Genomic DNA, 21,570 nt, shown 5'->3' with positions numbered 1-21,570 from the left:
ATTCCTTCTCGAAACCCGCCTCATTTTCTTGCGAGAAATATCCCCGCCGGAGGCTCAAAATCTATCTGTAGCCAAACACCCTGCCGCCGGGGCTGACGACGAATTTGCGCACGCCGGAAAAGCCCGGCGGGTTCTTCTCGGCCAGCACCTGGTAGGGGCGCTCGGGCATGATGATGGCGCGCTCCTGCCGGGTGGCACCGGTGTCCACGCCGCGGCCCGAGAACGGATCGAGGGTGAAGATCTCGCGCTCCACGCTCGAGAACCAGCCCGCCTTTTCGCTGCGCACCCGCTCGCTCACCAGCTCTTCCTCGGTCCAGGCCAGTGCCCAGTCCTGCCCTTCGGGGGCGCGGGCCTCGCGCAGCACCTCGCAGAGCGGGCCGGATTGCACGGTGTAGGCCGAGGAATACATCGGCCCCACGTGGAAGCGCCTGATCCGCTTGGGGTGGAGGTCGTCGAAGTCTTCGTCGAAGCCCTGCGCGATGGTCAGCAGCTTCAGCCCAGACATGCTCTGCGCCATCAGGTGCGCCTGCGCGGCGGGCCAGCGGCGCTCGTCCTTGGGCAGGCTGGTGCGGCCCGAGTCCTCGCATTCCATCAGGTAGATCACCGGCAGGTTGGTCTGGCTGTCGAAGATCGCCCAGTGGATCAGGAACACCCGCCGTTCGCCCTCGCTGCGCTGCCAGAGCGCCTGCGGGTCGTTGCGCGCCCAGAAGATATCGCCCCCCGCCAGCGCCTCGTAGTAGAGCCGCTGGGCCATGGCGTATTGCAGCTTGGTCGGGATCGCCAGCTCACCGACGATCTGGCGGATCATCTCATCCTTCAGCTCGGGCTCGGAGGGCATGTTATCGAGGTGCCGCCCGGCCTGCTGGGCATCGACGGCCATGGTGAGCATTTCCTGAAACACCGGAAAGCCGCTTTCGTGGCTGTCGAAATCCAGCTTGCCGACCGGTGTGCCGTCACGGCCTGTGAGCAGGTATTTATTGCCCAGCGCGGCGAAGGCATTGGCCAGCGCGCCGATGTAGCGCCCGAGGATCGTCACCTCGGTCTTGCTGAGGCTGCCCTCCACCTCCATCGCCGCCGCCACCTTGGCCAGATGCCCGGTGATCGCCTCGAACTTGGTGAAATAGCGCCGCGCCGCGAATTCGTCGGTGAGCTGCTTGTGGTCGGCGGTGAGGGCTTTCTTGGTGTCGGTCATTGGTCGTCCCGCCGAACGCTACGGGAGTGTCGTTGCTTCATTGCCGTCAAGAAGGCCTGTTTGATCTGGGTGAAGTACCTCGGGCTGAACGCCCCGATACGGGCCTCCGGGTGCAGGTTAAAAGACGTCTCCAGCCGGTCTGCATTGTGCTCATCCAGAATGATCCACAGCGGTTGATCGGTGGAGAGCCCGGCGCGTCTGCGCTCGGTCTCGGGCACCTCTACGGCGCGTCGGTCTGAGGCCGGGCGCTGAGATGTGATTGCCAGAAACAGGATCGCCGTCTGCCCGCTTTGGAGCCTGACCAGAACCGCAACCGCGCAGGGGCGCGGTTTGCGTCCCTCCGTCTCGCCGTGGTCCGCCTGACGTGCCCAGAGGTAGGGGTAATCCCAGACCTCTCCCGGCTGTGGTCCCTCACTCATCCTTCAGGGACTCTTCCAGCGCTGCGATGATCTCGGCAGCCGCTTCCTCGGAGAGGTCTTCGTTGCGGAAGGCCTGCCGGGTATCGCCTCGCGCAATCAACCGCTCGAAGCGCTCGTGGCTCATGATCACGTAACGCGGCTTGCCGTGACGGGTGATCTCCACCTCTTCGCGAGCGGCGGCGGCCAGCACGTCGCCAGTTTTGTTAGCCAGATCGGTCGCAGAATACTCGCGCATCACGGAGCTCCTTTCCCTAACTTAGCTAATATAGCTAACTTGGGGATTTTCCGCAATCCAGCCTCACACGTCCCCGTAGATGTTCTTGTCGTGCTTCTCGACGATCTTCTCGAAGCGGCGGGCGAAGCGTTCGTCGGCCTTGGCCTTCTGCTCCAGCACCTTTCGGGCGAAGACCATGTGATCTTCATGGGCCTCCATCATGTCGGCCATCCGCTGGTTGGTCGCGGCGCCGATGCCAGCCATGGCGGCCTGCGCCTCTTGGTCGGTTTTCACCCCGATCTCGTTGATCCGGTGGGCCACGTCCTGCTGCTGGGCGGTCTTCAGCGACTTGGTGAGCGCGTCATAGAGCACCACGCGCTGTTTGGTGTCTGTCTGCAGCTTGTTGATCAGCACCATCTGGGTCGCGGCCTGGTTTTGCAGCGAGTCGACCCAGGTCTTGCCCTTCTCGATATAGCGCTCGAGGGTCTGGCTCTTGGCCAGCTTCACCTGCTCCTGCTGCACCTTCTCGTTGTATTGCGCGTTCAGCTCGGCCAGCTCGGTCTCGAGCTTGGTGCGCGCGGCGGCGTCCTGCTCGACCGAGATCTTGTTTTCCAGCTCGATGATCTTCGGGTCCATCGCGGTGATCTCGGCGCGCAGGGCCTCCAGCTCGCCCACAGTGGCCTCTCGCTCGTCGAGCGTGGTGGAGAGGTTGGCCTCCACCTTCACCTTTTCGCCGTTCAGGATGGTCAGCTGGTTCTCCAGCAGCTTCACGATGATGTCGGACTTGCTGATCAGGTCTTGCAGCTTGTCGTCGATGTTGGCGGTGCGGATGCGCTCCTGCCGCAGGCTCTCGGATTTGCCCGCCGAGAAGATGCCGACAAAGCTTTCCCAGCCGGTCTTGTCGCGCATCTCGCTGAAGTCTTCAGAGAACCCGGCGGTCACATCATCGAGGCCCATGATCAGCTCGGCGATGTTGGCGTTCATCAGCTCGGTGTGCTGGTGCACGTCTTCCAGCGTGGCATTCTCGATGTCGAGCTGGATATCCTGCCCCTCGGCCATCTTCTGGCGGGCGCTCTCGATCCGGCTCGAAAGCTCCTGAATCTTGCCCTGGGTCTCGGCCACCTGGGCCTGGGATTTCTCGATCATCGCGTCAAAATCAGCCATTTCGCGTCCTCAAATCATCTGGTGCTGGAGCATATGTGGGGGTTTTAGCGCGTTTTGTTAAGCATCGTCACGTGCCAAATGCGGTCATTTCCGGGCCTTTTCGGCGGCGAATGGCCAAGAAATTCGGAACATCCCCGCCGCTCTCCCGTTGGTTGCATGACGCGTGAACACAAACGGGGGAGATTTCCTTGCATCAGCTCGCCAGCCGCCTTGGCCTGCGCACCGATCCGACCATCTTTTTCATTTCGGCGGGGTTGACCCTGCTCTTCGTGCTTGCGCTGGTCATTGCGCCCGAGCCCATCGGCGATGCCTTTGCCGCCGGGCGGGCGTGGATCGTGACCAATCTCGGCTGGTTCTTCATCCTCGGTGTCAACGTTTGGCTAGGCTTTCTGATCTGGGCGGCCTGCTCGCGTCACGGCCATATCCGGCTTGGGCCAAAGGGCTCGCGGCCCGAGTACACGAACCTCAGCTGGTTCACGATGCTCTTTGCCGGCGGTATCGGCACGGTGCTGATGTTCTGGGGCGTGGCTGAGCCGATCTCGCATTTCGCCAACCCGCCGCTGCCGGGTGTGGCGCCGCACAGCGAGGAGGCGGCGCAGGATGCGATCTCAATCGCGATCTATCACCTCGGCCTGCACACATGGGCGATCTTCGCGCTGCCGGGGCTGGCCTTTGCCTATTTCATCAACCGTTACGAGCTGCCCGTGCGGGTCAGCTCCGTGTTCTACCCGCTGCTGCGCGAGGGCATTCACGGCCCCATCGGCAAGGCGATCGACATCGCCTCGATCCTCGGCACCCTCTTTGGCGTGGCGGTATCGCTCGGCCTCGGCTCCAGCCAGATCGCGGCGGGCCTCGATGCGCTGACCGGGTCGGGCACCGGCCCGGGCGTGCAGGTGATGATCCTCGCCGTGCTCACCGTGGTCGCCATCGGCTCCATCGTCGTCGGCCTCGACAAGGGGGTGAAGGTGCTCTCGAACATCAACATCGGCATGGCCGTTGCGCTGATGATCTTCGTCCTCGTCTTTGGCTCCACGCTCTTCTTGCTGCGCGGTGTGGTCGAAACTTTCGGCCTCTACTTCGAGAACCTGCCGCACCTGATGTTCTGGAACGACATGCTCGCCAACGAGAACCCCGACAACCCGCCGTGGGGCTGGCAGGGCAGCTGGACGGTGTTCTACTGGGCCTGGACGGTCACATGGTCGCCCTTCATTGGCCTGTTCGTCGCACGCATCTCGCGCGGCCGCACGATCCGCGAGTTCGTTTTTGGCGTGCTGCTCGCGCCCTCGCTCTTCACCCTCGTCTGGTTCGCCATCTTCGGCTGGCAGGCGATGGAGTTCGACGGGCTGGGCCTTGCCGCCCGCGCCTCGATGGGCGACGCGGCGGGCGAGATCAGCGCCGCGGTGGCCGAGAGCGTGCCGCTCGCCATGTTCGCCTTCTTCGAGCACTTCCCTTTCACCGAGTTCATTCAGGGCTTCGCCGTGGTCATCGTGGCGATCTTCTTCGCCACCTCGTCGGACTCCGCCTCGCTGGTGGTCGACATGCTCTGCACCGGTAAGCCCACCCCCGGCCCGGTCGGCCAGCGGGTGTTCTGGGGTGCCGCCGAGGGGCTGGTGGCCGCCATGCTCATCATCCTCGCCGGCGAGGCCGGGCTGACGGCGCTGCAACAGGTCATCACCGTGGTTGGCCTGCCGATCTTCGTGCTGGTCTGCATGATGATCCCCTCGCTGATCCGGGGCTTTGCCGAGGAGGATATCGACCATATCACCATCGGCACCCGGCCTGAGCTGGAGGCGTTTCATTCCGACGATGATGTGGAGCTCGATGCCCGCAGCACCGCCGGGCGCACCCCGGAGCGGACCGCCCCGGCGGAGTGACCGATCAGGCGTTGTGGCGGCAGGTCGATCTGCCTAACCTGCCGCCATGTCTCCCGATCTCGACGCCCGCCTCTCCGATGCCATCCGCGCCCGCGAAGGTGAGCTGGTGGCGCTCTGCCGCGATCTGGTCCAGATCCCCACGCTGAACCCGCCGGGCCAGCACTACCGGGCGATCTGCGCCTATCTCGCCGAGCGGCTGGGCAAGCAGGGCTTCGAGGTGGAGATGATCCGCGCCGAGGGCGCGCCCGCCGACAGCGCCGAGTATCCGCGCTGGAACGTGGTGGCCCGCCGCGAGGGCAAGCGGGCCGGGGAGTGCGTCCACTTCAACTCCCACCATGACGTGGTCGAGGTCGGCCGCGGCTGGACCTTCGACCCGTTCGGCGGCGAGGTGAAGGACGGCAAGCTCTACGGCCGTGGTTCGTGTGACATGAAGGGCGGTCTCGCGGCCTCCATCATCGCCGTCGAGGCTTTTCTGGAGGTCTGCCCCGAGTTCTCCGGCGCGGTCGAAATCTCTGCCACCGCCGATGAGGAATCGGGCGGCTACGGGGGCGTCGCCTACCTCGCCGAGCGCGGCTGGTTCGCGCCGGAGCGCGTGCAGCACGTCATCATCCCCGAGCCGCTGAACAAGGACCGCATCTGCCTTGGCCATCGCGGCGTCTGGTGGGCCGAGATCGAGACCTTCGGGCGCATCGCCCATGGCTCCATGCCGTTTCTGGGCGACTCTGCCGTGCGCCACATGGGCGCCGTGCTGGCGGAGATGGAGGCCACGCTCTTCCCCCTCCTTTCCACCAAACGCACCGAGATGCCGGTGGTGCCCGAGGGGGCCAAGCAATCGACCCTCAACATCAACTCCATCCACGGCGGCGAGCCGGATCACCCGCCGGAATACACCGGCCTGCCCGCCCCTTGCGTGCCCGACAGTTGCCGCATCGTGATCGACCGGCGCTTTCTGATCGAGGAGGAGCTGGCCGAGGTGAAGGGCGAGGTCACCGCGCTGCTGGAGAAGGTGAAGGCCGAGCGCCCCAGCTTCACCTACGAAGTCCGCGATCTCTTCGAGGTGCAACCCACGATGGCGCCGGAGGATGCCCCCATCGTCCGCACCACCGCCGCCGCGATCGAAAAGGTGCTCGCCCGCCAGCCCGATTACGTGGTCAGCCCCGGCACCTACGACCAGAAGCATATCGACCGGATCGGCAAGCTCTCCAACTGCATCGCCTACGGCCCCGGCATCCTCGACCTCGCCCACCAGCCCGACGAATGGGTGGGCGTGCAAGACATGGTCGATAGCGCCACCGTCATGGGCCTCGTGCTGGCCGAGTTGCTCGCCCGCTGAAACGCCTATGCAGGGGGGCAGGGTACCGTTAACCTGAGAGAAACCACTCAGGGAGGCCCAGCCCCATGACCCTTCGCGCAACCCTTCTTGCCACCGCGTTCCTTGCCACGCCCGCGCTGGCGCAAGACAGCATCACCCTCGGCATGGTGCTCGAACCGCCCAACCTCGACCCGACCGGCGGCGCGGCGGCGGCCATCGACGAGGTGGTCTATGCCAACGTCTTCGAAGGGCTCACCCGCTTTGCCGCCGACGGCTCGGTGCAGCCCGCGCTGGCCTCCGGCTGGGAGGTCTCCGACGATGGCCGCACCTATACCTTCACCCTGCAGGAGGGGGTCACCTTCCACGATGGTACCGACTTCAACGCCGAGGATGTGGTGTTTAGCCTCGACCGCGCCCGCGCAGAGGACTCGACCAACGCGCAAAAGGCGCTCTTTGCCGGGATCGAAAGCGTCGAGGCGGTGAACCCGACCACCGTGAAGGTCACGCTCGGGCAGGCCGATGGTGCCTTTCCATTCAAGATGGCCTGGGGCGATGCGGTGATGGTCGGCTCTGAGAGCGCGGCCGATCTGGCCACCAAGCCCATTGGCACCGGCCCCTTCACCTTCAGCGAATGGGTGCAGGGCGACCGGGTGACGCTTGCCCGCAACGATAGCTACTGGGGCGAGGCCCCGGCGCTGGCGACTGCGACCTTCAAGTTCATCACCGACCCCAACGCCGCCTTCGCCGCGATGATGGCAGGCGATGTCGATGCCTTTCCCAACTTCCCCGCGCAGGAGACCCTGCCGCAATTCGAGGGCAACCCGCAGTTCAAGGTTATCCTCGGCTCGACTGAAGGCGAGACGATCCTCGCGATGAACAACGCCGAGCCGCCGCTCGACAACGTGCAGGTGCGCGAGGCGATTGCCCATGCGATCAACCGGCAGGATATCATCGACGGCGCGATGAACGGCTTTGGCACGCCCATCGGCACCCACTTCGCGCCGCATAACCCCGACTACGTGGACCTGACGGAGATGTCGGGCTTTGACCCGGAGCGCTCCAAGGCGCTGCTGGCCGAGGCCGGGGTGGAGGGCCTGAAGCTCCGCCTCGCCCTGCCGCCCCCCGCCTACGCCCGCCGCGGCGGCGAGATCATCGCCGCCCTGCTCCGCGACGTGGGCATCGAGACCGAGATCACCAACATGGAATGGGCGCAATGGCTCGAACAGGTGTTCAAGGGCCGCGACTTCGACCTCACGATCGTCAGCCACACCGAGCCGATGGATATCAACATCTACGCCCGGGATGACTACTACTTCCAATACGCCGACCCGGACTTCAAAAGCATGATGACCCTGCTCGAAGGCACCTCCGACCCGGCGGCGCGCTCGGAGATCCTGAAATCGGCGCAGGAGAAGATCGCCGGAGATTTCGTGAACGGCTACCTCTTCCAATTGCCCAAGACCGGCGTTGCGAACGCCAAGATCGAGGGCCTCTGGGAGAACGCACCGACGCAGGCGAATGATCTGACAGGGGTGCGCTGGACGGAGTGACCGTCACCCTCGCGCCGAATGACCGTCGGTCAGCCGGCCTCGGACGGTCGCGCGGGAGAGAGGCGTAGAGAGTATTTGGAGCAAGAAAATGGAGCAGGGTGCGCCCCTATTCATTTTCTTGCTCCCAATATCCATTCGGCCAACCCGCCGCATAGGCTGACGATGCAATAGCGCGGGCCAGCGCCATCCCGGTAGGTCGGGACTAGTCCCGACGGTCCAATCACCCCTTCAGATGCGCCTCGAGGTCATCCAGACGGTCGTGGCCCCAAAAGAGCGCCCCGTCGTCGACCACGTAGAAGGGCGCGCCGAAAGCGCCTTTCTCCACCGCCTCGTCGAGGTTGCGGCCATAGGTCTCCGCCCCGGCCAGCAGGCCGCGGTCGGCGAGCCCCGGGTCAAACCCGGCGCCTTCGAGGCAGCCCTTGATCACATCGTCCTGCGCGATGTCCTTTTCCTCGGCCCAGACCGCCCGCAACAGCGCGTGGGCCAGCGCGCCCACATCGCCGCCGCCTTCGGCCTGCGCCGCGATCAGCGCGTAGCTCGACGGCGCCGCGTTGGTCGGAAAATGGGCGGGCGTGAAGTTCATCGGCAGGCCGGTCTTGGCCGCCGCGCGCTTCAGTTCCTGCATCCGGTAGGCCTTGCGGTTCTCGTGCCGTTCGCCGGGCGGGGTGCCGCCGGTGCGGGCGAAAAGCGCCATGATATCGACCGGCTTGTAGGCAATGCTCGCCCCCGCCGCGCCTGCGATCTCCTCCAGCCGCGTGCCCGCGAGATAGGTGAAGGGGGAAATGGTGGAGAAAAAGTAGTCGATATGCGGCATTTGCACCTCCCTGTGCGCGGCTTTCTGGCCCTGACGGTAGGCCGGTGCTATGGGGTGTCAACGTTACGATTCTGCCACGCGCGAGGGGATACGCGATGCCCAATCCGACCGAACCCAAACTGATGTCCGGCAATGCCAACCTGCCGCTGGCCAAGTCGATCTGCCGGCGCATGTCGATGCATCGCGGCATGACCGTGGGGCTGGTGGATGCGCGGGTCGAGCGGTTCAACGATCAGGAGATCTTCGTCGAGGTCTACGAGAACGTCCGCGGCGAGGACATGTTCATCATCCAGCCCACCTCAAACCCGGCGAACGACAACCTGATGGAGCTGCTGATCATGGCCGATGCGCTCAAGCGCTCTTCGGCCGCCCGCACCACCGCAGTGATACCCTATTTCGGCTACGCCCGGCAGGACCGGCGCACCAAGGCCCGCACCCCGATTTCGGCCAAGCTGGTGGCCAACCTTATCCACGAGGCCGGCATCGAGCGGGTGCTGACGATGGATCTGCACGCCGCCCAGATCCAGGGCTTCTTCGACATTCCCGTGGACAACCTCTACGCCAGCCCGATCTTCGCGCTCGATATCAAGCACCACATGAAGGACAAGCTCTCCGACGTGATGGTGGTGAGCCCCGATGTTGGCGGCGTGGCCCGTGCCCGCGAACTGGCCCAGCGGATCGGCGCGCCGCTCTCCATCGTCGACAAGCGCCGCGAAAAGCCCGGCGAAGTGGCCGAGATGACGGTGATCGGCGACGTGAAGGACAAGGTCTGCATCATCGTCGATGACATCTGCGACACCGCCGGCACGCTCTGCAAGGCCGCCGAGATCCTGATGGAGAACGGTGCGACCGAGGTGCACAGCTACATCTCCCACGGCGTACTCTCCGGCCCCGCGGTGGAGCGCATCACCAAATCGGTGATGAAGAGCCTCGTGATCACCGACAGTATCGAGCCGACCGACCCGGTGAAGGCCTGCCCCAACATCCGCATCGTGCCCACCGCGCCGATGTTCGCCCAGGCGATCCTCAACATCTGGTCGGGCACCTCGGTGTCGTCGCTCTTCGATCACAACACGCTGGTGCCGATCTACGAAGGCTTCTACGGCACCGATGTCTGAGCGGCGCTGAGATAATTCTCGCGCCCGCCCTGCCGCGCCCTTGAACGCCCGGCGGGGCCGCCCAATCTGTGTGCGGGGTGCGCTCCCTGCGCGATGCAGATCGTAGGGCAGGGGCCAGCGCAGCCCGATCCTGTTGGAAGAGGGATGCCATGCCGGGCCAGATCGCCCTTCTGCTGCCGCTGATCGGTGCCTTCATGGTGATCGTGAAAGGCATCGCGCGGCTCCGGGCCAGGCGCGGCCGGGAGCGCTACGTGCCGCCCCAGCCCAAGGAGGTGCCTGCGCCGCCGCGTCCTTCTGCACGCCTTCAGAGCACGCTGCCAGATGCCGCCTGCGAGGTTTGCACCAGCCCGATCCCGGGCGGCCAGACCATTTGCCCGCTCTGCGCTCGCAAGGCCGCGGCGCCTTCCCATCAGGGCTGGGTGACGCTGCTCAACTGGGTCGCGTTCATCGCCATCATGTCTGCGATCATCGGCTTGGGGGCCGTGTTCACCTACTAGCGTGGGGCGGCGGCGCTCGCGCGCTCCCGCCGCATCACCAGCGGCAGGATCGCCAGCACCAGCACCGCGCCCAGCATGAAGGGCGCACCGGGCCAGTAGGGGCCGCTCCCATCGGTGAAGAGCCGGAACAGCGGGGTAAAAATCAGCGGCGCCGCCACAGCCGCCAGCGCGGCGAGCGCCGCGATGACCCCCTGCACCATGCCCTGCTCGTCCTCGCCCGCCCCGTTGGCGGCAATGGCGGTGAGCGTGGGCGGCACGAGGTCTGACAGCGCAGCTAAAGGCATCACCAGCAGCACCAGCCATGTGGCCGTCGTCATCCCGTAAACCGCCATCGCAAAGGCCGAGACCGCCAGCCCGAAGATCACCAGCCGCCGCTCGCCCAGCCGCGCCACTGCAACGGGCATCACCACGGCCTGCGCCAGTGCCATCAGCACGCCATAGGCCGAAAGCGAGAGGCCGATGGTCAGCGTGCTCCACCCCAGCGCCGCCTTGCCCCAGAAGGCCCAGAGCACCGGGTAGACCATGTTGGCGAACTCAAAGAGTGCTAGCGCGATGAGCGGCACGGTAAGGCCAGGCAGGGCAAAGGCTCGCCGGAAGCTGGCGAAGGGGTTGATCTGCCGCGCGCCAAAGGGGCGGCGGTTCTCCTCACGGAGCGATTCCGGCAGCACGAAGAGGCCGAGCGCAAGGTTGGCGGCGGCCAGCGCGGCGGCCACCCAGAAGGGCGCAGTCACATGCCATCCTGCCACAAGGCCCCCAAGCGCCGGGCCGAGCACGAAGCCCACGCCAAAGGCCGCGCCGATCAGCCCGAACCGGGCCGCGCGCTGTTCCTTGGGCGTGATGTCCGACACGTAGGCGGTTGCGGTGATATAGGTCGCCCCTGCCACCCCCGCGAGCGTGCGCCCGAGCAGCAGCAGCCAGAAGCTGCCGGCCAGCGCCATCAGAATGTAGTCGAGCACGAGGCAGGCGAGGGCGGCCAGCAGCACCGGCTTGCGGCCCCAGGCATCCGAGATCGAGCCAACGATCGGCCCGCAAACGAACTGCGCCCCCGCATAGGCCGCCATCAGCACCCCGGCCCAGAACGAGCCTTCGCCAACGTCCCCCGCGCCCACCCGCGCCATCAGCTCCGGCATGATCGGAAACACGAGTCCAATCCCGATTGCGTCCAGCATCAGGGTGGCGAGGATAAAGAACAGAGGGCCGTTGATGCGGGTCATGCGGGCTTCTGGCCCCGTGCAGGCGATCCGGCAAGCGAAATTTCGGTAACAGGGCGGGGCAGGCGGGCCTGCGGTGCCTGTTGCGGATCAGGCTGTAGGCTGGGTCAAGCCGCCTGCATCGCCCACCGGTCAAGGTGCCGCGATGCCCGCCCGCCCACTCTTTCCGCCTGGTTCCGTCGCGCCAAGCCGCCTCAGGACAGTTCCCAGTCGTCCTCGTGGCGCAGTTCGCCAATGGCCATCCAGCTCGCCCGCACGCGGGCCACGCGGGTATCGCCCCATGTGCGGAACACCAGCTCGAAGCCGTCGTTGGTGATGTTCTCGGCGGAGATGTCGGCGCGCGGGTTGGTCTTCTGGTCCATGTCCCACATCGCGAGGTTCACCATGACCGTGGGCACCCCCCGGTAGCTCTCAGAAAAGCTCACGGCACGGCGGGCCTGACGCGGGCCTGTTCCCGTCCACATCTCGCCGCCGTCCTCGAAGTCGGAGAACAGCACCACAGATCCTTCGTCGACCCCGACAAGGTGGTTGCGCAGGCGTTTCATTCAGTTGATCACAATCCGGATTCCTCGGAACATCGATAAAAGAGGATTTGGGCGGAAATTGGAACCGAAACGTAAAAGGCCCCGCCGATTTCCCGGCGGGGCCTTTGAAATTTCTGCCAGATCAGGCTCAGGCGTTGGTGCGAACCGAGACGCCCAGCTCATTGCCGAGCGCGGCGATGTCTGCGGCGGTCTTGGCCAGCGCGTCGAGATCTTCGGCGCTCGCGTTGTCACGGGCGGCGGCAGCGTCGGAGAGGAACTCTTCGAGCAGCTCCGAGGTCATCTCGTCGGCGGGCACGGCGTGCTCGGCCAGAACGGTGGTGCCCTCGGCGGTGATCTCGGCAAAGCCGCCGATCACGGCATATTTGCTCTCGGCGCCATCCTCTGCGGTCACGGTCAGCAGGCCGGGGCGCAGGGTGGTGATCGTCGGGCTATGGTCGGGCATCGCCGTCAGGTCGCCTTCGGCACCCGGGATCTGCACGGCCTTGGCCGCGAGGGACGCGAGCCGACGCTCGGGCGAAACCAGATCGAATTGCATGGTGTCGGCCATTACAGGCTCCTGTCAGTTGAAATCGCCCCCCGCCGCCGTGGCGGGGCAGGGGGCGTTAGCTCTTAGGCGGCTTCGGCAGCCATTTTCTGGGCCTTGGCCTTCACCTCTTCGATGCCGCCAACCATGTAGAAGGCGCCCTCGGGCAGGTGGTCGTATTCGCCGGCCACAACCGCCTTGAAGGAGGAGATGGTGTCTTCCAGCGGCACCTGAACGCCGTCGGAACCGGTGAACACCTTGGCCACGTCGAACGGCTGCGAGAGGAAACGCTGGATCTTCCGGGCGCGGGCCACGGTCAGCTTGTCCTCTTCCGACAGTTCGTCCATGCCGAGAATGGCGATGATGTCCTGAAGCGACTTGTAGCGCTGCAGGATCCCCTGCACGTCGCGGGCCACCTTGTAGTGCTCCTCACCCAGAACCGAGGGGTCCATCAGGCGCGAGGAGGAGTCGAGCGGGTCCACGGCCGGGTAGATGCCCAGCTCGGAGATGGCGCGCGACAGCACGGTGGTTGCGTCGAGGTGGGCAAAGGTCGTGGCGGGCGCGGGGTCGGTAAGGTCGTCCGCGGGCACGTACACGGCCTGGATCGAGGTGATCGAGCCCTGCTTGGTCGAGGTGATCCGCTCCTGCATCGCGCCCATGTCGGTGGCGAGCGTCGGCTGGTAGCCCACAGCGGAGGGGATACGGCCGAGAAGCGCCGACACCTCGGAACCCGCCTGCGTGAAGCGGAAGATGTTGTCGACGAAGAAGAGCACGTCGGTCCCCGACTGGTCGCGGAACTGCTCGGCCAGCGTCAGGCCGGTCAGCGCCACACGGGCACGGGCCCCCGGAGGCTCGTTCATCTGGCCGTAGACCAGAGCCACCTGGGAGTCTTCGAGGTTGTCGGGCTTGATGACGTTGGATTCGATCATCTCGTGGTAGAGGTCGTTGCCCTCACGGGTCCGCTCGCCCACACCGGCGAACACGGAGTAGCCCGAGTGCACCTTCGCGATGTTGTTGATCAGCTCCATGATGAGCACGGTCTTGCCCACGCCTGCACCGCCGAAGAGGCCGATCTTGCCGCCCTTCGCGTAGGGGGCCAGCAGGTCGATCACCTTGATGCCGGTCACGAGCACTTCGGACTCGGTCGACTGCTCGTCGAACTCGGGTGCGGGCTGGTGGATGGCGCGGGTCTCGCTGGCGTCCACGGGGCCTTTTTCGTCGACCGGCTCGCCGATCACGTTGAGGATCCGGCCCAGGGTGGCATTGCCCACCGGAACCTGAATCGCGTCACCGGTGTCGGTCACGGCCTGACCACGCACGAGACCTTCGGTCGCGTCCATGGCGATCGTGCGCACGGTGTTCTCGCCAAGGTGCTGGGCCACTTCGAGCACCAGCTTCTTGCCGTTGTTTTCGGTTTCAAGCGCGTTCAGGATCTCGGGCAGGGCGTCGTCGAACTGCACGTCCACGACGGCGCCGATGACCTGGGTCACTTTGCCTTTTGCGTTTGCCATTATCGTTTCCCTCTCGTCAGAGCGCCTCGGCGCCCGAAATAATCTCGATCAGCTCGTTGGTGATCACGGCCTGACGGCTGCGGTTGTACTGGATCGTCAGCTTGTCGATCATCTCGCCCGCGTTGCGCGTGGCGTTGTCCATGGCGCTCATCCGGGCGCCCTGTTCAGAGGCGCCGTTCTCGAGCAGCGCCGAGAAGATCTGCGTGGCCACGGCGCGCGGCAGCAGGTCGGCCAGAATGGCCTCCTCTTCCGGCTCGTAGTCATAGACCGTCGCGGCTTCGTCAGCAGCTTCTTCCGTCGCCTCGAAATCGGCGGGGATGACCTGCTTGGCGGTCGGGATCTGGCTGATGACGCTCTGGAACTCGGCGTAGAAGATCGTGGCCACGTCGAACTCGCCCGCGTCGAAGCGGGTGAGCACGTCGCGGGCAACGCCCTGTGCATCAGTGTAGCCGAGGTTCTTCACCCCGCTCAGGTCCACATGACCGACGAAATGGCTCGACAGGTCGCGCTTCAGCTGTTCGCGGCCCTTCTTGCCGACAGTGAGGATTTTCACCTCCTTGCCAGCCTTGACCAGCTCGTTCGCGCGGGTGCGTGCGAGCTTGACGATCGAGCTGTTGAAGCCGCCGCAAAGGCCCCGCTCGGCGGTCATGACCACCAGCAGATGCACCTTGTCGTCGCCCGTTCCGGCCAGAAGGCGCGGTGCGGAGTCAGACCCGGCAGAGGCCCCGGCCAGCCCGGCCATCACGGCATTCATCCGCTCGGCATAGGGGCGCCCGGCTTCGGCAGCTTCCTGGGCGCGGCGGAGCTTTGCCGCCGCGACCATCTGCATGGCCTTTGTGATCTTCCGAGTGCTTTTGACACTCTCGATCCTGTTTTTAAGATCCTTGAGGCTCGGCATGAGCTATCTCCCCGGCCAGCCTTAAGCGAAATCTTTGGCGAATTCGTCCAGAGCCGCCTTGATCTTGTCCTCGAGCTCACCTTTGACCTTGCGGTCGTTGTTGGTGATGTCGGCGAGGAGATCTTCGTGCTTGCCGCGCAGGTGCGCCAGCAGACCGGCCTCGAAGCGGCCCACGTCGGAGACGGCGACCTTGTCGAGGTAGCCGTTGGTGCCGGCGTAGATCACGCAGACGATCTCGGCGTTGGTCAGCGGCGAGTACTGCGGCTGCTTCATCAGCTCGGTCAGACGGGCACCACGGTTCAGCAGGCGCTGGGTGGCGGCGTCGAGGTCGGAGCCGAACTGGGCGAAGGCGGCCATCTCGCGGTACTGAGCGAGCGACAGTTTCACCGGACCGGCAACCGAAGACATGGCCTTGGTCTGGGCCGAGGAGCCAACGCGCGACACCGAGAGGCCGGTGTTCACGGCGGGACGGATGCCCTGGTAGAACAGCTCGGTCTCAAGGAAGATCTGGCCGTCGGTGATCGAGATCACGTTGGTCGGAATAAAGGCCGAAACGTCGCCGCCCTGGGTTTCGATGATCGGCAGAGCGGTCAGCGAGCCAGCGCCATGATCTTCGTTCAGCTTGGCCGAACGCTCGAGCAGGCGGGAGTGCAGGTAGAACACGTCGCCGGGGTAGGCTTCGCGCCCGGGCGGGCGGCGGAGCAGCAGCGACATCTGGCGGTACGACACGGCCTGCTTGGACAGGTCATCGTAGATGATCAGCGCGTGGCGGCCGTTGTCGCGGTAGAACTCGGCGATCGAGGTCGCGGTGTAGGGGGCGAGATACTGCATCGGCGCCGGGTCCGAGGCGGTCGCGGCCACGATGGTGGTGTATTCGATTGCGCCGGTCTCTTCGAGCTTCTTCACCAGCTGGGCAACGGTGGAGCGCTTCTGGCCCACGGCCACGTAGACGCAGTAGAGCTTCTTGCTCTCGTCGTCGCCGGCGGCGTCGTTGTAGCTCTTCTGGTTCAGGATCGCGTCGAGTGCCACGGCGGTCTTGCCGGTCTGACGGTCGCCAATGATCAGCTCGCGCTGGCCACGGCCGATCGGGATCATCGCGTCCACCGACTTGAGGCCGGTCGCCATCGGCTCGTGCACCGATTTACGGGGGATGATGCCGGGGGCCTTCACGTCGGCCACGCGGCGCTCGGCGGCCTCGATGGCGCCTTTGCCGTCAACCGGAGCACCCAGCGCGTCAACCACGCGGCCGAGCATGGCGTCGCCCACGGGCACGTCCACGATGGCCTTGGTCCGCTTGACGGTGTCGCCTTCCTTGATGTCCCGGTCGGAGCCGAAGATCACGACACCGACGTTGTCGATCTCGAGGTTCAGCGCCATCCCGCGGATACCACCGGGGAATTCGACCATCTCGCCGGCCTGGATGTTGTCGAGGCCATGCACACGGGCGATACCGTCACCGACGGAGAGCACGCGGCCGACTTCGGCAACTTCGGCCTCCTGGCCAAAATTCTTGATCTGGTCCTTGAGGATTGCGGAGATTTCCGCAGCTTGGAGAGCCATTAGCCGACCTCTTTCATTGCGTTCTGGAGGGAAGACAGCTTCGAGCGGATCGAGCTGTCGATCATCTGCGAGCCGAGCTTCACGACGAGGCCGCCAATCAGGGCTTCATCGACGTGCATCTCGAGTTTCACGTCCTTGCCGACCTTCTTAGCGAGGGTATCGGCGAGTTTCTTCTGCTGGGTCGCGGTGAGCGCCTTGGCCGAGGTGATCTCGGCGGTCACTTCACCCTTCTCTTCGGCGATCATCGCCTTGAGAGCCTTCACCAGCTGGGGCAGGGCGAACAGACGGCGCTTTTGCGCCATCAGGCCCAGGGTCGAGCCTGTCAGCCCGTCCAGCCCCATCTTCTTGGCCACCGCCGTCACACCGGCTTCCTGCTGGGCGCGGGTGTAAACGGGGTTGGAGATGAGATCCCGGAAATCCTCACTCTGGTCGAGTGCGGCGCCGAGGGTCTCGGCGTCGGATTCCAGTTCTTTGAGTTTCTTGTCGCTCTTGGCGAGGTCGAAGAGCGCTGATGCGTAGCGCGCGGCGATGCTTGCGGATATCGAAGCCGTCTCGGACACGTCCACCCCTCGTTGTCGGTTTGGCCCGGTTGTAAGTGGGCTCTGGGCATAGATCGGGTGCTGCCGTTCCCGGCACCCCCCGAAGTCGAGGGGTGTCTAGCAGACGGTTTATGGGCTCGCAACAGGTTTAAATCGCGTTTACGTGACTGTAAAATTGAGCGATTTCAGTGGGTTGAAAATGGTGCGACACATTGGTGTCATTTCGACACAGGGCAGGGGAGGGAATCTCTGCACCGGCGGGATGCCATTGTATACCGTTCCCCGTGCGGCGGTTTTGTCAGCGTTGCCAGAGGCTTGCGGCAAGATGGGTGCGCGGGGGAGGGGGCGGCAAGCGCGCCGGGCTCATTTTGCACCTGCGGCATTTCCGTCGCGAGATGCTTCATCGTCCCCGGCTTGGCCCGTCGCCTCCTCACCGGAGGTGCGCACCGGCGCACGCAAGCGACAAGCCCCGCCAGCCCCCGATCAAGCCGGCTCCGCCCCCGGCTGCACTGCCCCCTCCAGCACCGGCCTGCGCTGGCGCGACCGGACCTTCTGCACATCACCGCCCGGCGCATAGACCCGCTTGCTCGCCTCCAGAATGAAGACGCCCCCGGCCAGATAGCTCGAAATCCGCCGCCCGCTCTTCTCCCAGAAGTTCGAAGACTTCACCCAGAACCGCCGATGGCTCGGCGGGCTGAACAGGGCGGCGAGGTGGCGCTCGGGCACGAAGCCATTGTTGCGCAGCAGCGCCTCAAGCTGGCTCAGCGAATAGGGGCGGCCAAAGCCGAAGGGGGTCACATCCCGCCGCGCCCAGAGCCCGGCGCGGTTGGGCACGATGAAGATCGCGCGCCCGCCGGGGCCGAGCACCCGGTGCACCTCTTCGAGCAGGCGGCCCGGGTTGTCGGAGGTGTCCAGCCCGTGCAGGCACACCAGCTTGTCGACCATCCCCGTGGTCAGCGGCCAGAGCGCCTCTTCTACCAGCACCGAATGGTTGGGGGCGCCTGCGGGCCAAGGGGCGACTCCCTGCGCGCCCGGCATCAGCGCCATCACCCGCCGGGCATCGGCGAGGTAGGGGCGCAGCAGCGGCACCGCAAAGCCATAGCCCACCACCGTCTGTGCCTTGGCCTCGGGCCAGAGGCTGACAACCTGATCCCGGATTGCCCGCTGCGCCACGCGCCCTAGCTGGGTGCGATAATAGAAGTTTCTCAGATCGAGAACGTCCAGATGCATCGGTTGCCGGTGGCCCTCGCTTCGGTCAGTCTGGCCAGACCATACCAGCGCGAAAGGGAAACGCCATGCCCCTCGAAATCCTCACTGTCCCCTGCCTCTCCGACAACTATGCCTATGTGGTGAAGGGGCCGGACGGCGTGTGCCTGATCGACGCGCCCGAGGCCGGGCCGATCATCGCCGCGCTGGAGGAGAAGGGCTGGACGCCGGGCGTGCTGATGATCACCCACCACCACCACGATCACGTGGGCGGCGTGGAGGAGCTGCGGGAGAAGTATGGCCTCAAAGTCATGGGCCCCAAGGCCGAGGAGGCCAAGCTGCCCCCGCTCGACATGGCGCTGACCGAGGGGATGAACGGCGGCGAGGGCGAGGGCTACACCGAGCCGCTCGACGTGCCCGGCCACACCCTGGGACACATGGCCTTCCACTTCCCGAACGGCGGCGCACTCTTCACGGCCGACAGCCTGATGGCCCTCGGCTGCGGGCGGGTCTTCGAGGGGACGATGGAGCAGATGCACGACTCGCTCCAGAAGCTCGCCGCGCTGCCGCCGGAAACAATGGTCTATTCCGGGCATGAATATACGCTCGGCAACGCCAAATTCGCCCTCACCATCGACCCGGAGAACACGGCGCTTCAGGAAAGGGTGAAAAAAGTGGCAACCCAGCGCGAGGCAGGGGAACCGACCGCGCAAGTCACCCTCGGCGAGGAACTGGCCACCAACCCGTTTCTGCGCTGCGGCGATGCAGGCATACGCGCCACACTCGCCATGGAAAACGCATCCGACGCCGAGGTTTTCGCCGAAATCCGGCGGAGAAAGGATGCTTTTTGACGCCACCGCCCTATAATGCCGCGGGCGCTCCCAAGGGCACTTCACGGCACCCGGGCATCCCGATCACAATTCGGGCAAATCCGGGCCTTGGGCGAAAAAACTCTCACAAAAGACTTGAAGGTTCGGGTTTTCCACCGAACTTTAATCTTATGAGGCCACGGTCAGGGACGGGCCAAACCCTCCTCGGCCACAAGGGAAAGGAGCACATCGCGTGCCATCGTTTTCGAACACCCTCGAGCAAGCAATCCACGCCGCGCTGGCGCTGGCCAATGCGCGCCGTCATGAGCTCGCAACGCTGGAGCATCTGCTGCTGGCGCTGATCGACGAGCCCGATGCTGCCAAGGTCATGCAGGCCTGCTCCGTCGATCTCGACGAGCTGCGCAGCACGCTCAACGATTTTATCGATGAGGACCTCTCGACTCTCGTCACCGAGATCGAGGGTTCCGAGGCCGTGCCAACGGCCGCCTTCCAGCGCGTGATCCAGCGCGCTGCGATCCATGTGCAAAGCTCCGGCCGTACCGAGGTGACCGGCGCCAACGTGCTTGTGGCGATCTTCGCCGAACGCGAGAGCAACGCCGCCTTCTTCCTGCAGGAGCAGGACATGACCCGCTATGACGCGGTGAACTTCATCGCCCACGGCGTGGCCAAGGATCCGGCATTCGGCGAGACCCGCTCTGTCTCCGGCGCGACCGACATGGAGGAGGAGGCTGCCTCCGCCGAAACCGTCAATGCCGAGCCGGAAGAAAAAGAGAGCGCGCTCTCCAAATATTGCGTCGACTTGAACGCCAAGGCCAAGTCGGGCGATGTCGACCCGCTGATCGGCCGCGAGTCCGAAGTCGAGCGCTGCATTCAGGTGCTCTGCCGCCGCCGCAAGAACAACCCGCTGCTGGTGGGCGATCCGGGCGTGGGCAAGACCGCCATCGCCGAGGGCCTCGCCCGCAAGATCGTGCAGGGTGAAACCCCCGAGGTGCTGGCCCATTCCACCATCTACTCGCTCGATATGGGCGCGCTGCTGGCGGGCACCCGCTACCGGGGCGACTTCGAAGAGCGGCTGAAGGCCGTGGTGACCGACCTTGAAAAACACCCCGACGCGGTGCTCTTCATCGACGAGATCCACACAGTCATCGGCGCAGGTGCCACCTCCGGCGGCGCGATGGATGCCTCCAACCTGCTGAAGCCCGCGCTTCAGGGCGGCAAGCTGCGCTGCATGGGCTCCACCACCTACAAGGAGTTCCGCCAGCACTTCGAGAAGGACCGCGCGCTGAGCCGCCGGTTCCAGAAGATCGACGTGACCGAGCCGTCGGTGGAAGACAGCGTGAAGATCCTCAAGGGCCTCAAGCCCTATTTCGAGGAGCATCACGACATCAAGTACACCGCCGAGGCGATCAAATCCGCCGTGGAACTCTCGGCCCGTTACATCAACGACCGCAAGCTGCCCGACAAGGCGATCGACGTGATCGACGAGGCCGGTGCCGCTCAGCACCTGGTGGCAGAGAGCAAGCGCCGCAAGACCATCGGCGCCAAGGAGATCGAGGCCGTCGTGGCCAAGATCGCTCGCATCCCGCCGAAGAACGTCTCCAAGGACGATGCCGAGGTGCTGAAGGATCTCGAAGCCTCGCTCAAGCGCGTGGTCTTCGGGCAGGACAAGGCGATCATGGCTCTGTCGTCCGCCATCAAGCTGGCCCGCGCGGGCCTGCGCGAGCCCGAAAAGCCGATCGGCAACTACCTCTTCGCCGGCCCGACCGGTGTGGGTAAAACCGAGGTTGCCAAGCAGCTCGCCAGCCAGCTCGGCGTGGAGCTGCTGCGCTTCGACATGTCGGAATACATGGAGAAGCACGCGGTTTCGCGGCTCATCGGCGCTCCTCCGGGCTACGTGGGCTTCGACCAGGGCGGCATGCTGACCGATGGCGTCGACCAGAACCCGCATTGCGTTCTCCTGCTCGACGAGATCGAAAAGGCGCACCCGGATGTCTACAACATCCTCCTGCAGGTGATGGACCACGGCAAGCTGACCGATCACAACGGCCGGACGACCGATTTCCGCAATGTGATCCTGATCATGACCTCCAACGCGGGCGCCGCCGAGCAGGCCAAGGAGGCCATCGGCTTCGGGCGTGACCGCCGCGAGGGCGAGGATCAGGCCGCCATCGAGCGGACCTTCACGCCGGAATTCCGCAATCGTTTGGATGCGGTCATCAGCTTCGCGCCGCTGGGCAAATCCACCATCCTCTCGGTGGTCGAAAAGTTCGTGCTCCAGCTTGAGGCCCAGCTGATGGATCGTGACGTGACCATCGAGTTGACCCCCAAGGCCGCCGAATGGCTCGCCGACAAGGGCTATGACGACAAGATGGGCGCCCGCCCGCTGGGTCGCGTGATCCAGGAAAACATCAAGAAGCCGCTGGCCGAGGAGCTCTTGTTCGGCAGGCTGATGAAGGGCGGTATCGTGAAGGTCGGCATCAAGGACGGCGAGATCGATCTGCGCATAGAGGAGCCGGCCAAGGCCCGCATCGGGTCGCGCAAGAAGCCGCCTCTGCTCACCGCCGAATGACGGCAGAGCCGGAAGACAAACAAA

General features: G+C 65.1%; 20 protein-coding genes. 7 read left to right on the top strand and 13 right to left on the bottom strand.

The genetic code is table 11. From position 1 onward, the window contains the following. Positions 1-61: 61 nt before the first annotated feature. From ACUXVX_RS18375 to ACUXVX_RS18360, 4 genes are all read right to left on the bottom strand, one after another. Positions 62-1,192, bottom strand: coding sequence for a hypothetical protein (locus ACUXVX_RS18375; protein ID WP_446309439.1), 1,131 nt, complete (start codon positions 1,190-1,192; stop codon positions 62-64). Next, positions 1,189-1,611 carry a hypothetical protein gene (locus tag ACUXVX_RS18370; RefSeq protein ID WP_446309438.1) on the bottom strand — a complete coding sequence of 141 codons (423 nt, stop codon included), beginning with the start codon at positions 1,609-1,611 and terminating at the stop codon, positions 1,189-1,191. The genes ACUXVX_RS18375 and ACUXVX_RS18370 overlap by 4 nt, the downstream gene beginning before the upstream one ends. Next, entirely contained in the window at positions 1,604-1,846 is a 243-nt protein-coding gene (locus ACUXVX_RS18365; RefSeq protein ID WP_446309437.1) for a type II toxin-antitoxin system prevent-host-death family antitoxin, read from the bottom strand. The genes ACUXVX_RS18370 and ACUXVX_RS18365 overlap by 8 nt, the downstream gene beginning before the upstream one ends. 63 nt (positions 1,847-1,909) lie before the next feature. Next, positions 1,910-2,989, bottom strand: a complete 1,080-nt coding sequence (locus tag ACUXVX_RS18360; RefSeq protein WP_222468205.1) for a hypothetical protein — start codon at positions 2,987-2,989, stop codon at positions 1,910-1,912. Between the two features lie 188 nt (positions 2,990-3,177). Between ACUXVX_RS18360 and ACUXVX_RS18355 the strand changes: the two genes are divergently transcribed. The 3 genes from ACUXVX_RS18355 (at position 3,178) to ACUXVX_RS18345 (ending at position 7,725) form a co-directional block, all read left to right on the top strand. Beyond that, entirely contained in the window at positions 3,178-4,863 is a 1,686-nt protein-coding gene (locus ACUXVX_RS18355) for a BCCT family transporter (RefSeq protein WP_222494998.1), read from the top strand. A 46-nt stretch (positions 4,864-4,909) separates the two neighbouring features. Beyond that, positions 4,910-6,196: an acetylornithine deacetylase/succinyl-diaminopimelate desuccinylase family protein gene (locus ACUXVX_RS18350; protein WP_446309436.1), complete on the top strand. Its 1,287-nt coding sequence runs from the start codon at positions 4,910-4,912 to the stop codon at positions 6,194-6,196. 65 nt (positions 6,197-6,261) lie between these two features. Then, positions 6,262-7,725, top strand: a complete 1,464-nt coding sequence (locus ACUXVX_RS18345) for an ABC transporter substrate-binding protein (protein WP_446309435.1) — start codon at positions 6,262-6,264, stop codon at positions 7,723-7,725. A gap of 220 nt (positions 7,726-7,945) precedes the next feature. Here ACUXVX_RS18345 and ACUXVX_RS18340 read toward each other — a convergent pair whose 3' ends face one another. Next, complete coding sequence (locus ACUXVX_RS18340; protein WP_446309434.1) at positions 7,946-8,539, bottom strand: DsbA family protein; 594 nt, start codon at positions 8,537-8,539, stop codon at positions 7,946-7,948. 95 nt (positions 8,540-8,634) lie between these two features. Between ACUXVX_RS18340 and ACUXVX_RS18335 the strand changes: the two genes are divergently transcribed. Further along, complete coding sequence (locus ACUXVX_RS18335) at positions 8,635-9,657, top strand: ribose-phosphate pyrophosphokinase (RefSeq protein WP_222468210.1); 1,023 nt, start codon at positions 8,635-8,637, stop codon at positions 9,655-9,657. Between the two features lie 149 nt (positions 9,658-9,806). Beyond that, positions 9,807-10,154 carry a hypothetical protein gene (locus tag ACUXVX_RS18330; protein WP_446309433.1) on the top strand — a complete coding sequence of 116 codons (348 nt, stop codon included), beginning with the start codon at positions 9,807-9,809 and terminating at the stop codon, positions 10,152-10,154. On the opposite strand, the gene ACUXVX_RS18325 is transcribed toward ACUXVX_RS18330, so the two are convergent. The 8 genes from ACUXVX_RS18325 to ACUXVX_RS18290 form a co-directional block, all read right to left on the bottom strand. Further along, positions 10,151-11,368: an MFS transporter gene (locus ACUXVX_RS18325; protein ID WP_446309432.1), complete on the bottom strand. Its 1,218-nt coding sequence runs from the start codon at positions 11,366-11,368 to the stop codon at positions 10,151-10,153. The genes ACUXVX_RS18330 and ACUXVX_RS18325 overlap by 4 nt on opposite strands. A 191-nt stretch (positions 11,369-11,559) precedes the next feature. After that, entirely contained in the window at positions 11,560-11,910 is a 351-nt protein-coding gene (locus ACUXVX_RS18320) for an H-type lectin domain-containing protein (RefSeq protein ID WP_222468213.1), read from the bottom strand. 127 nt (positions 11,911-12,037) lie between these two features. Next, positions 12,038-12,457 carry a F0F1 ATP synthase subunit epsilon gene (locus ACUXVX_RS18315; protein WP_222468214.1) on the bottom strand — a complete coding sequence of 140 codons (420 nt, stop codon included), beginning with the start codon at positions 12,455-12,457 and terminating at the stop codon, positions 12,038-12,040. 62 nt (positions 12,458-12,519) lie between these two features. Next, on the bottom strand, positions 12,520-13,944 hold the full coding sequence (gene atpD / locus ACUXVX_RS18310) for a F0F1 ATP synthase subunit beta (RefSeq protein ID WP_222468215.1): 1,425 nt from the start codon (positions 13,942-13,944) through the stop codon (positions 12,520-12,522). 16 nt (positions 13,945-13,960) lie between these two features. Then, a complete protein-coding gene (locus tag ACUXVX_RS18305) occupies positions 13,961-14,842 on the bottom strand; it encodes a F0F1 ATP synthase subunit gamma (RefSeq protein ID WP_222468216.1) in 882 nt (293 codons plus the stop codon). Between the two features lie 21 nt (positions 14,843-14,863). After that, positions 14,864-16,402 carry a F0F1 ATP synthase subunit alpha gene (gene atpA, locus ACUXVX_RS18300; RefSeq protein WP_446309431.1) on the bottom strand — a complete coding sequence of 513 codons (1,539 nt, stop codon included), beginning with the start codon at positions 16,400-16,402 and terminating at the stop codon, positions 14,864-14,866. Next, entirely contained in the window at positions 16,402-16,962 is a 561-nt protein-coding gene (locus ACUXVX_RS18295) for a F0F1 ATP synthase subunit delta (RefSeq protein WP_446309430.1), read from the bottom strand. Before ACUXVX_RS18295 ends, atpA begins: the two co-directional genes overlap by 1 nt. Positions 16,963-17,424: 462 nt before the next feature. Continuing rightward, positions 17,425-18,171: a methyltransferase domain-containing protein gene (locus tag ACUXVX_RS18290; RefSeq protein WP_222468219.1), complete on the bottom strand. Its 747-nt coding sequence runs from the start codon at positions 18,169-18,171 to the stop codon at positions 17,425-17,427. A 65-nt stretch (positions 18,172-18,236) separates the two neighbouring features. On the opposite strand from ACUXVX_RS18290, the gene gloB reads away from it, so the two are divergent. Then, positions 18,237-18,998 carry a hydroxyacylglutathione hydrolase gene (gene gloB / locus ACUXVX_RS18285; protein ID WP_222494985.1) on the top strand — a complete coding sequence of 254 codons (762 nt, stop codon included), beginning with the start codon at positions 18,237-18,239 and terminating at the stop codon, positions 18,996-18,998. A gap of 211 nt (positions 18,999-19,209) precedes the next feature. Beyond that, positions 19,210-21,546 (top strand): ATP-dependent Clp protease ATP-binding subunit ClpA, encoded by a 2,337-nt coding sequence (gene clpA, locus ACUXVX_RS18280; protein WP_222468221.1) that lies wholly within the window; start codon positions 19,210-19,212, stop codon positions 21,544-21,546. Positions 21,547-21,570: the final 24 nt, after the last annotated feature.

It is taken from the genome of Vannielia sp. SX4 (assembly GCF_052828525.1).
The sequence above is the reverse complement of the archived record's forward strand: the minus strand, read 5'-3'. Positions and strand labels throughout refer to the sequence as shown.

Excerpts from the sequence above, each read along its gene's own strand:
- ACUXVX_RS18305 (WP_222468216.1), bottom strand. The coding sequence starts at position 14,842 with ATGCCGAGCCTCAAGGATCTTAAAAACAGGATCGAGAGTGTCAAAAGC.
- gloB (WP_222494985.1), top strand. The coding sequence starts at position 18,237 with ATGCCCCTCGAAATCCTCACTGTCCCCTGCCTCTCCGACAACTATGCC.
- ACUXVX_RS18370 (WP_446309438.1), bottom strand. The coding sequence starts at position 1,611 with ATGAGTGAGGGACCACAGCCGGGAGAGGTCTGGGATTACCCCTACCTC.
- ACUXVX_RS18325 (WP_446309432.1), bottom strand. The coding sequence starts at position 11,368 with ATGACCCGCATCAACGGCCCTCTGTTCTTTATCCTCGCCACCCTGATG.
- ACUXVX_RS18360 (WP_222468205.1), bottom strand. The coding sequence starts at position 2,989 with ATGGCTGATTTTGACGCGATGATCGAGAAATCCCAGGCCCAGGTGGCC.
- atpA (WP_446309431.1), bottom strand. The coding sequence starts at position 16,402 with ATGGCTCTCCAAGCTGCGGAAATCTCCGCAATCCTCAAGGACCAGATC.
- ACUXVX_RS18340 (WP_446309434.1), bottom strand. The coding sequence starts at position 8,539 with ATGCCGCATATCGACTACTTTTTCTCCACCATTTCCCCCTTCACCTAT.
- ACUXVX_RS18290 (WP_222468219.1), bottom strand. The coding sequence starts at position 18,171 with ATGCATCTGGACGTTCTCGATCTGAGAAACTTCTATTATCGCACCCAG.
- ACUXVX_RS18375 (WP_446309439.1), bottom strand. The coding sequence starts at position 1,192 with ATGACCGACACCAAGAAAGCCCTCACCGCCGACCACAAGCAGCTCACC.
- ACUXVX_RS18365 (WP_446309437.1), bottom strand. The coding sequence starts at position 1,846 with ATGCGCGAGTATTCTGCGACCGATCTGGCTAACAAAACTGGCGACGTG.
- ACUXVX_RS18330 (WP_446309433.1), top strand. The coding sequence starts at position 9,807 with ATGCCGGGCCAGATCGCCCTTCTGCTGCCGCTGATCGGTGCCTTCATG.
- atpD (WP_222468215.1), bottom strand. The coding sequence starts at position 13,944 with ATGGCAAACGCAAAAGGCAAAGTGACCCAGGTCATCGGCGCCGTCGTG.
- ACUXVX_RS18320 (WP_222468213.1), bottom strand. The coding sequence starts at position 11,910 with ATGAAACGCCTGCGCAACCACCTTGTCGGGGTCGACGAAGGATCTGTG.
- ACUXVX_RS18345 (WP_446309435.1), top strand. The coding sequence starts at position 6,262 with ATGACCCTTCGCGCAACCCTTCTTGCCACCGCGTTCCTTGCCACGCCC.
- ACUXVX_RS18350 (WP_446309436.1), top strand. The coding sequence starts at position 4,910 with ATGTCTCCCGATCTCGACGCCCGCCTCTCCGATGCCATCCGCGCCCGC.
- ACUXVX_RS18335 (WP_222468210.1), top strand. The coding sequence starts at position 8,635 with ATGCCCAATCCGACCGAACCCAAACTGATGTCCGGCAATGCCAACCTG.
- ACUXVX_RS18315 (WP_222468214.1), bottom strand. The coding sequence starts at position 12,457 with ATGGCCGACACCATGCAATTCGATCTGGTTTCGCCCGAGCGTCGGCTC.